9 protein-coding genes and 1 pseudogene are annotated in these 8,945 nt (G+C 39.7%); 5 read left to right on the top strand and 5 right to left on the bottom strand.

Translation table 11 applies throughout. From position 1 onward, the window contains the following. Positions 1-536 precede the first annotated feature (536 nt). The 5 genes from Xinn_RS03660 to Xinn_RS03640 all read left to right on the top strand — a co-directional run bounded on the left by Xinn_RS03660 (position 537) and on the right by Xinn_RS03640 (position 4,294). Positions 537-980 carry a hypothetical protein gene (locus Xinn_RS03660; protein ID WP_086953608.1) on the top strand — a complete coding sequence of 148 codons (444 nt, stop codon included), beginning with the start codon at positions 537-539 and terminating at the stop codon, positions 978-980. 20 nt (positions 981-1,000) lie between these two features. Further along, entirely contained in the window at positions 1,001-2,575 is a 1,575-nt protein-coding gene (locus Xinn_RS03655) for a hypothetical protein (RefSeq protein WP_086953609.1), read from the top strand. Positions 2,576-2,881: 306 nt separating this feature from the next. Next, positions 2,882-3,274 (top strand): hypothetical protein, encoded by a 393-nt coding sequence (locus Xinn_RS03650; protein WP_086953610.1) that lies wholly within the window; start codon positions 2,882-2,884, stop codon positions 3,272-3,274. A gap of 188 nt (positions 3,275-3,462) precedes the next feature. Then, on the top strand, positions 3,463-3,786 hold the full coding sequence (locus Xinn_RS03645) for an IS630 transposase-related protein (RefSeq protein WP_099137603.1): 324 nt from the start codon (positions 3,463-3,465) through the stop codon (positions 3,784-3,786). Between the two features lie 31 nt (positions 3,787-3,817). Beyond that, positions 3,818-4,294: an IS630 family transposase gene (locus tag Xinn_RS03640; RefSeq protein WP_211285997.1), complete on the top strand. Its 477-nt coding sequence runs from the start codon at positions 3,818-3,820 to the stop codon at positions 4,292-4,294. Between the two features lie 61 nt (positions 4,295-4,355). Here Xinn_RS03640 and Xinn_RS03635 read toward each other — a convergent pair. From Xinn_RS03635 to pqiA, 5 genes and pseudogenes are all read right to left on the bottom strand, one after another. Further along, positions 4,356-4,687: pseudogene (locus tag Xinn_RS03635) on the bottom strand (IS1-like element transposase); the annotation flags it as partial. Positions 4,688-4,800: 113 nt separating this feature from the next. Then, positions 4,801-5,394, bottom strand: coding sequence for a DJ-1/PfpI family protein (locus tag Xinn_RS03630; protein WP_099137601.1), 594 nt, complete (start codon positions 5,392-5,394; stop codon positions 4,801-4,803). Between the two features lie 3 nt (positions 5,395-5,397). Next, on the bottom strand, positions 5,398-6,003 hold the full coding sequence (gene pqiC / locus Xinn_RS03625) for a membrane integrity-associated transporter subunit PqiC (RefSeq protein ID WP_099137600.1): 606 nt from the start codon (positions 6,001-6,003) through the stop codon (positions 5,398-5,400). Continuing rightward, positions 6,003-7,667 (bottom strand): intermembrane transport protein PqiB, encoded by a 1,665-nt coding sequence (gene pqiB / locus Xinn_RS03620; protein WP_186435639.1) that lies wholly within the window; start codon positions 7,665-7,667, stop codon positions 6,003-6,005. The genes pqiC and pqiB overlap by 1 nt, the downstream gene beginning before the upstream one ends. Continuing rightward, positions 7,654-8,922, bottom strand: a complete 1,269-nt coding sequence (pqiA, locus tag Xinn_RS03615) for a membrane integrity-associated transporter subunit PqiA (RefSeq protein WP_086953614.1) — start codon at positions 8,920-8,922, stop codon at positions 7,654-7,656. The genes pqiB and pqiA overlap by 14 nt, the downstream gene beginning before the upstream one ends. Positions 8,923-8,945 lie beyond the last annotated feature (23 nt).

The raw sequence follows: 8,945 nt of genomic DNA, 5'->3' as shown, positions 1-8,945 counted from the left end.
TATGCCAGAACGCGTTCAAAACACCACAAAGAAAATCATGTAAAAACAAAACATTGGATGCGTGTTTTGAACGGCTTAATTCTTAAGAGCCTATCTATGATACCCTATTAATTGTTATTATCATTTCTAATAACAGAGTGAATTTATCCCATCGTTAAAATCCTATCGAGCCTGATTTAATTAATTAGATGATGATGCCATCAATTTATATAAAGAAGTACACCTTACAATCATAGCCCATCATGTGCCATGATAAGCTTATTCTCTTCCTTAACATAAAGGGAGGTATTAAATGCAATCACTTACTCACATCTGGGAATCAGAACGAAGGGTATCGTTTAGCACCTTTATCTCACTCTGGCGGTTCACACCAATACGGTTTGAATTATCTTCGGGCTTACTTATCGGTATTAAATATGAAAATACGAAAAGCGCTTGTATTTTATTTACCGTTTTCTTCATACCGTGTTTACAAAGACCATGGCTTGGAGTCAATAATATAAATTTTTAACAAAATAAAAATGGAGTCCTATCTCATGAATATGATGAAAAAAATACTGTCAGGAGTTTTGATTTTATTCATGCTAAACGTTTTTTCAGCAGCATATGCTCATACTGATAAAATAAAATCTAACACCAAAGAAGGAGCGACTCAAGTTATATCCAAGGTATCGATAGGAACTACATGTACTCCTACGTCTAACTATAAAGGTTATGTTGACTCTGTTGCTATTGGGTATGGAGGTATCAACAAAGGTGAGGCAATAAAAAACTATATCGCTATTACATTAGTTGATCAAAAGAGGAAAAATAACGAATGGTACTGGACACAGTATGATGCTAATACAGATGCAGGTAAATCCATACAAGCAATCGCGTTATATGCTGCTGCTAGTGGGCAGAAGATTCTTGCTGAGTGCGTTACGTCCGGGGATCACCAAAATATTAAATCCTTATGGGTTGGGCCCGATGCTTGGTAAAAAAATAACGGGAGCATATCATGAATTTAATAAAGAAAATATTCATTGCCATAATTGCAATGTTATCATTTTTATCATCTAATTTCATGGCGTTTGGCCAGCCACCCCCTCCACTCCAACCATTAGCACCATATGATCCAAGGTATTTTGTTGTCGCTTTCTTTTGGGGTTCAAACTATCAGATTTATAATCCCGTAGTGGCTTACGGACATACAATAAGATATACACTACCCAATCCAAATTTATGGGTAACATATACATATGCTGGAGACGATATTGATATTCCGATCGCGCCGCTTATGCGCCGTGCTGCAGAATATTATTCCACTATTCTGCAGCCTTATTTGACTATCAGGGAATCTGAACCAGGGGAAGAACCTAATTTTACTCTACAAACTATGTTACCTACTATGTTAAATAACATAAATCCTGAGTTCAATATTAGCGATGATCTAGATGCAATAACTGTTATGCGGGGTACCGATTATTATCATGTGATGGTATCTCGTTATGGAGTTACGTCACCAGGAGTATTTTTTAGGCCTACCCTTGCTGTGTCTGATCAATTTTACGAGGGTTTGGAAACCACAATGGGGCGGGATCATAGTTTAGAGTACTATGCAGAGATTTATACATATGCGCTTATACTTCATGAGATGGGCCATGCTTTAGGATTAGGTCATCCTGATGATGCGTTCGAGGGTGTACGTAATGTAATTTCAGATACTCGCCCGGCGATCGCTGATGTAAATGATTTGGCTGTATTTACAGATGAAAATACACATCCTGCTTATCAAGATCCACCCGTAATGCTTTCATATCAGATGACTTTTTTACTAACTTTGAATCAACTGATTGGTGTACCGTTAACTATTGAGAATCTTCTGTTAGCAAGACGTGAAATAAGGTATCTACTTGATCGGGTTTCTGGAGTCTGCCGTCCATTACATTTTGAAATGCCATCGAATTCAGCTGAACTTGATAGCCCAAAGGCAAACTGTGATTATAACATTGTGTACCCACTAGCAAAAACAATGGTACCCATTGTCAATATGCTGCTGAGTAATTCACCACCACCTCCTCCTCCTAAGCCAACAGTTAAGACTTGTACAGTTGAGCTTGCAACCATAGACAGCCTGGAACTTCTCTTTTCTAGCAACTGGTATACTACCTTTACTCGCAAGAGCGGATGTGAGGTCAATCTGACTTTAAAATGTGATGGAAGTGAAAGCGCCTGTGACAGTGGAGATTATTCATCACATAATAAATTTCAGGCAATTATATATGATAACGAATCAAGCTATGACGAGAAACTCACCAGCATCGTTAAAAATACAGAAAAAGATAATACAATACACCGGATAACAAATTTATCATCAACTGATAATATGAAATTTGAAAATAAAGGTCGTGGTACGGCAAAAGTTTCATATGTTGATTCCATTTGCTATTACAACGTGGGTCCCCCTGTGATGGAAATTAAACCAGGTCTTGACCGCGCGTTTACCGTAGAAACTAATAATAATTTTTTTAGTGCCTGTACATCACAACCCAAAAAAATAAGCTGGAAAATTGAATACACGACATATGAATAAATGAGTTAAATCCTGAGTAAAACAGGAAGCAATATAATATTTTTTTTGTATTGTTGTCATGGGTAAAATTCACTTATTTAAACTGTATTCATTAAATATTAATATGTGCATTAGTATTTTCAATATTGTGGAATTGAAAGGTAATAAGACAATAATTATAGCTAAAATTTTTTATCGAAGTAAAAACTTCAAGGATTAACTTTTCAGTACTCGAGAATATGTTGTATCAACAGATCGAGCTTACATACGCAATCAGCCATCAACTTTGTATGTGAATGCAGACTAGTTAATAAGGAACAAATGACTATGAAATCAATTTATTTATTCGTATTATTTTGTTTGTTTTCCTGTAGTGTGTCAGCGGAGGAGAATGGAAACAAGATAACTGATAGCCAATTAAGGCAAAATATCAACGTTCCTACAAGTAGGAGTGATGCAATAAACTGTAATAAATCTATTACAGGAAATGTTATTTCTGTTTCCACAGGATATAACGGAAATAAAGATTGGTTGACCGTCACAATTAAGAATAAAGATGGTCAGAACTGGTTCTGGGTGGCTCACCTAAACAATACTGATGCAGGAAAATCTCTGCTTTCAACGGCAATTTTTGCTGCTTCTAGTGGCCAAAAAATTTATGCCGACTGTGATAGTAATCAATATATTACATCTCTGTGGGTTGGGCCGGCTGCGTGGTGATTATTTTATGTTGCCAGTCGATAAACTTTCTCTGCGGGAATAGCACATTATATTCAAATTCTGATGCCAGAAGATCACAAATTAAATAGATTTATCAATTTTCATTCTGTTAGTTACCTCTTTAAATATGTAAAATCATAATATTGTGTCATAATGCCAGGGACGACTAATAACAAGGCAAAATTGAAATGGGTTATAGCTTAGATTTCCGAAAAAGAGTACTGGCATACAAAGACAAGCATGCGTTGACGTTCGAGCAGATCAGTGACCACTTTGAGGTTTCTATCCGTACTCTGTTTCGGTGGTGCAATAAAATAGAACCCTGTATGACGCGTGATAAAGCTCCCACAAAAATCAGTGACGAGACACTGCTCGCTGATGTCAACCGTTATCCCGATGATTATCAATGGGAAAGAGCAAAACGTCTGGAGGTCTCACAATCCGCCATCCATTACGCCTTGAAACGACTCAGAATAACCGCCAAAAAAAACACTAAAACACCCCGCCGCTGACGAACACGCGCGTCAGGTATTTAGTGAGCGTATCCGCCATCATGAGCAGGCGGGCAAACCGATTGTTTATCTGGACGAAAGCGGCTTTGAGCAGTCCATGCCACGTACGCATGGTTATTCGTTAAAAGGGACGCGCTGTTTTGGTTTACATGACTGGCAGCACAAAGGTCGCATTAATGCCATTGGTGCCATCATTAAAAATACCTTTGTGACCTTAAGTTTGTTTGCCGGAAACATTAATGCGAATGTGTTTCATGCCTGGATGACACAAGATTTGTTACCGAAGATCCCAAAGGGTGCTGTGATTGTGATGGATAATGCCTCTTTCCATAAACGGTGTGATACGTTACAAGCGATAGCCGATCACGGGTGCCAGTTAGAATGGCTTCCCCCTTACAGTCCAGATTTAAATCCTATCGAAAACAAATGGGCGGAAACAAAAGCGATAAGAAGGCGAGAAAGATGCTCTCTTGATGAGTTATTTACAGAACATGTGAGCTATGTCTAGTTATATTGATTCAGCTATACCAAAACCAGCGTTGATGTTGCTTGTTCCCCACAAACGATCATTGTTCATCTATTTCGCAGATAAGCTGAATATTTTTTCCCTCAAGGGGAAGTGTTGTTACGTGTCGGGGCGTGAGTTTTTTAATGTCTTCATAACGGTGGCTGTTGCAACTTTCAGGATTCTCGCGGTATCACGAACTCCCACGTTATTCATCGCGATATCAACAATCTGCTCTTTAACGCCGGGCTTGCAGGCTTGATAGGTGTATTCCAATTGAAAGACCTTACAGCAGCTATAACAGCGATAACGAGGATGTCCGCCATTTCCTTTTCCGTGTCCTTTGACCTGTTCTGATTTGTGGCAATAACGACAATAAACGTCAACTTTAGCCATGCTTCATCCTTAAAAAGCCGGAAGCATATCACAGCAACTAACTATTTAATACATGACCTGTAGTGAGATAAGAAGCTCAATTAATTAATTATAAAATTTATTCTTTTTTATATTTAAACAAAGGGATCACCATATTTATTACAATAATTATAATAACCTATCCTGAATAGCTCATGCTCTTTCTCAATTTCTGCTCTTTTATCACTATATAATGCTGTCAGGATTTGTTCAGAAAATTCTATCGCGGCTGTTCCATTTGCCGTGATAAGGTTTCGATCAGTAATAGATTGCTTTTTGATGAAGTTATTTCCATTCCTGTACTCTGTATATTCATTCCATATGTATTGAGAATTACCTGTATGTTGATAATTATTTAATAATCCATTTTTGGCTAAAAAATCCACGGCACCACAGATAGCGCCAACAATTATCCCCGAAGTAAGATAAAAATTTATAAGATTTTTCAGTTCATTATTTTCGATATTCCATGAGTTACCACCAATTAAGATACAAAGATCAATATCGCGGGGGATCTCTTCTAAAGAATAAGCAATAACTATGCTAAAGCCCCCTATTGATTGACATATTCCTTTGTCTAAAGATGCAGTTTCCACCAGCCATTCTTTAGTCATACTGAGTCTGGAAGCAAGATATGCGCCTTCCCAGTCAGCATAATCATTCAACAAGAAAAAAATGGCCTTTTTCATACTCTACCCCTGTTTGTAAGTTATCTGCCTGGTAATAGACTGAATTAGCTGGTTATAACCCGTCGACAAAGTACGCACTAATTGCGCGTAGCCATTTTCTGTTTGTTTTAATTCTAAGTTGAATGTCCGATTAATGGTCTGTTTCTGATTGGATAACACCCAGTATCCCTGAATGATAACCCGCCCATCATGACGCCCATTAAAAGCAGTTATTGTGATTTCCAATACATCAGCATTCTTTTCCAATAACTGGTCAGAAACCAGTCTTTGCGGAAATGCCGCACTCAACTGAGTAGTCAGGATTTGTTGTAACTGTTGCTCCAATGGGCTGGCCCATAAGTGATTCGAAGCATTGATATAGCTGACATCTCCTGTTTGATAAGCGATACCCGGTGATGCGAGGTAATCAGCAAGATTTACCTTTTTTATCCATAATTGAGGTTTATGCGCGCTATCTACCCATTTTATCTCCGAAGCTTTTGTGACAATAGGTAGTTGATAATATGTTTTCTTCGGCTGGCTGCTACTGCATCCTGAAAGCAACATCCCCCCCACCAGCAGGAAACCAACAGGAATAAAAAATGCCAGTCTTAATATCAATTTTTTCATCAATTACGCGCCTTTTTCGGTTCAGGGTCCTGTGTTGCTTGTGCTTCAAATACCAGTGCGTTGCTCTTATTATTCAGTGTCTTCAATATTGGCTGTAATTCACGTAAGACCTGATCCAACCGTTGCATGTTATCAACCAGTTTATTGTAAGCCTGTGAACCCGGCTGAATCCCCTGCATGCTGCGGTTTAATTCATTCAATGTATTTTGTATATCTTTGGGAAGCCCTTGAGCTTCTTTACTTGCAAGGATGGTATTTAATTCGTTCATCATTTTTTGCGCAGCCTTAACTGTTTTCTGGCTCTCTTCTAATGTTTTAGTCGCCTGTACAAAGAGAGGTTCAATCGGCATTTGATTAATTTTATCCAGAGCCATGGTGACTTTTTGCTGAATCTGAGCCAATCCGCTGCTTGTAGTTGGTAAAACCTCGTAACCTGCCACTTTTCTCGGGCCTTTCCACATCTTTTCATCAGGATAAAAGTCCAGATCGATGAATAGTGCTCCCGTCAGTAAGTTTCCGGATTTCAAGGAAGCTCTTAAGCCCCGGGAAATAATTTTTTCCAGTTCTTTATCTGTGTAGAAGCCATTACCAATTTCTTTCTCAAACCGTTCAGGCTCCATATGGATTAAGACAGGAATACGAAAATCGCTATCAAGGCGCTGGCCAATCCCATCCGTATAGAATGGCACTTTTGCTACTGTTCCCACCCGTATGCCTCTGAATTCAACAGTAGCGCCCGGTTGTAAGCCTCTGATGGAATCAGAGAAGAACAGTAAGAAATCTCTATGTTCGGTATAAAGTGAGTTTTCTATGTTTTTTTCACTATCGTAAAGCCTGAACGTTTCTTTTTCTTGTACCGGTTTGCCTAAATCCCAACCTTTCGGCACATCAAAACTGACTCCCCCGGCAAATAAAGTCGACAATGCCGCAACTTCAACTCTTACTCCCTGTGATGAAACATCAAAAGCAACACCACTGTCTTTCCAGAACCGGATATTGGTTGTTAATAATCCGTCATAAGGCGCATTAATGAAGACCTGATATCTGGCCAAACGGGATTTAGGATCGAAAGTACTTGTTTCCACTGAACCAACACGATACCCACGAAATAAAACGGGGTCACCCGCTGATAAGCGCCCTGCTTTTTCACTGGTTAAGATCAGGCGCATGCCTTTTGCATCCGGTGATGCCAATGGCGGTGAATCTAATAGTGAGAATTTTCTTTCTTCACTGCCTTCGCTTCCGGGCTGTAATTCAATAAAGACTCCCGATAGCAATGTACTCAGGCCAGAAACGCCTTCACGACCAATTTGAGGCTTTACGACCCAAAATGCGGTATCTTTGTGTAATAGCCTTTCCATACCATCATTCAGACGAGCTTTGATGATCACTTCACCCAAGTTATCGCTTAATGACACTCTTTCAACCACACCAACATTAACACTGCGGCTTTTTATTTTCGTTTTTCCGGCCTCAATGCCTTCAGCATTAGAAGTGACCAGTATCACTTCCGGCCCCTGATGACTAAAGTGATAAAACAGTATCCACGCACCGATGAGCACAGTAATAATTGGTACAATCCATATCGGTGACCAACTCTTAAGTTTGCTGATCTTGGCTTGCGCCAGAGTTTCTTCTTTATCCGTCACCTTATGATTCCTCATTATTCCGTAACTCAAATTTTTTATTTGCTTTATCCCAAGTCAGACGCGGATCAAATGTCATTGATGCAAACATGGTTAAAATCACCACTGAGGCAAACAGTATGGCTCCCGTTGCGGGATAAATACTCATAAATTGCCCCATGCGTACTAACGCCGATAATACCGCGATAACAAAAACATCAATCATTGACCAACGACCAACAAACTCCACCATTTCATAAATAAAGTGCATGGTTTCAGAGTTATATCTGCCATGTCTTTTTGCATCCCAGCACAACCAGCAAATAGCGAGCATTTTCAGTAACGGCACCATAATACTGGCAACAAAGATAACCAGCGCAACGGGATAAGAACCCGTACTCCAAAGCAAAATAATCCCTTCCAGAATGGTTGAATTAATGTCGCTTCCTAATGTTTGTGTCACCATAATCGGTAACATATTCGCTGGAATATAGAGTATGGCTGATGTAATCAATAGTGCCATTGTCCACTGAAGACTGTAATGGCGGCGGGCATGCCCTTTTGAGTAGCAGCGGGGGCATTGATGTTTCTGTGCAGGTAAGATGGCTGTACAACACTGACATAGTCTGACCCCCTGAATTAAACCGGGTTTACCTGTTTTTAGAGGAACATTTATTTTCGGTGCCGATTCTATCTCATTCCAGATCCAGTACCGATCCAGACATTGAAAAGCCCTGATCTGAAACAGGCAGAAAAGACAGTAAGGCAGAAAACTGAGACCAACCGCAATATCGCCATAAGCCATTAGCTTAACAAAGCTGACTAACACTCCGGCTAAGAATATTTCGGCCATACACCAAGTTTTCATCTGAAATAAAATGCGCGCCAACTCAACTTTAAGCCGACGCGCCATTTTGATGTTCTGGCATAAAAAAATGATGGAAACCATGCAGAATGCTGGTACAAGCTGCACAAAGATCAGGAAGAACACGGCCATGCTCGAATAATCTTCACTGAACATGATTTTAGGGATTTCTGTCAGTGTGATTTCACTGACAATCCCTGCAACATTCATACTGACAAAAGGAAACAAACAGGCAAGCAATAGCATAAATAATGCACTTACTGCATAACCTGTTGGTTGGTTACGTGGTTCTTTCCACTTTGCGGTCAGTAACGTGTCACATCGTGGGCAGACGGCCTTCTTCCCTTCTTCCAGATCAGGCAGTGCCACCAGCATATCGCATTGGTGGCATAGAAGCAGCCTGCCATTCTGATGATTGTCAGAACACAAAGTGTTTCTCCTGTAACAAAGTC

Origin of the sequence: Xenorhabdus innexi, from assembly GCF_002632485.1 — a bacterium.
GTDB classification, from domain to species: domain Bacteria; phylum Pseudomonadota; class Gammaproteobacteria; order Enterobacterales; family Enterobacteriaceae; genus Xenorhabdus; species Xenorhabdus innexi.
This window is presented reverse-complemented; position numbering and strand designations above follow the sequence as displayed.

Coding starts and splice junctions, on each gene's coding strand:
- Xinn_RS03645 (WP_099137603.1), top strand. CDS start 3,463: ATGGGTTATAGCTTAGATTTCCGAAAAAGAGTACTGGCATACAAAGAC.
- Xinn_RS03660 (WP_086953608.1), top strand. CDS start 537: ATGAATATGATGAAAAAAATACTGTCAGGAGTTTTGATTTTATTCATG.
- pqiC (WP_099137600.1), bottom strand. CDS start 6,003: ATGAAAAAATTGATATTAAGACTGGCATTTTTTATTCCTGTTGGTTTC.
- Xinn_RS03650 (WP_086953610.1), top strand. CDS start 2,882: ATGAAATCAATTTATTTATTCGTATTATTTTGTTTGTTTTCCTGTAGT.
- Xinn_RS03655 (WP_086953609.1), top strand. CDS start 1,001: ATGAATTTAATAAAGAAAATATTCATTGCCATAATTGCAATGTTATCA.
- pqiB (WP_186435639.1), bottom strand. CDS start 7,667: ATGAGGAATCATAAGGTGACGGATAAAGAAGAAACTCTGGCGCAAGCC.
- Xinn_RS03630 (WP_099137601.1), bottom strand. CDS start 5,394: ATGAAAAAGGCCATTTTTTTCTTGTTGAATGATTATGCTGACTGGGAA.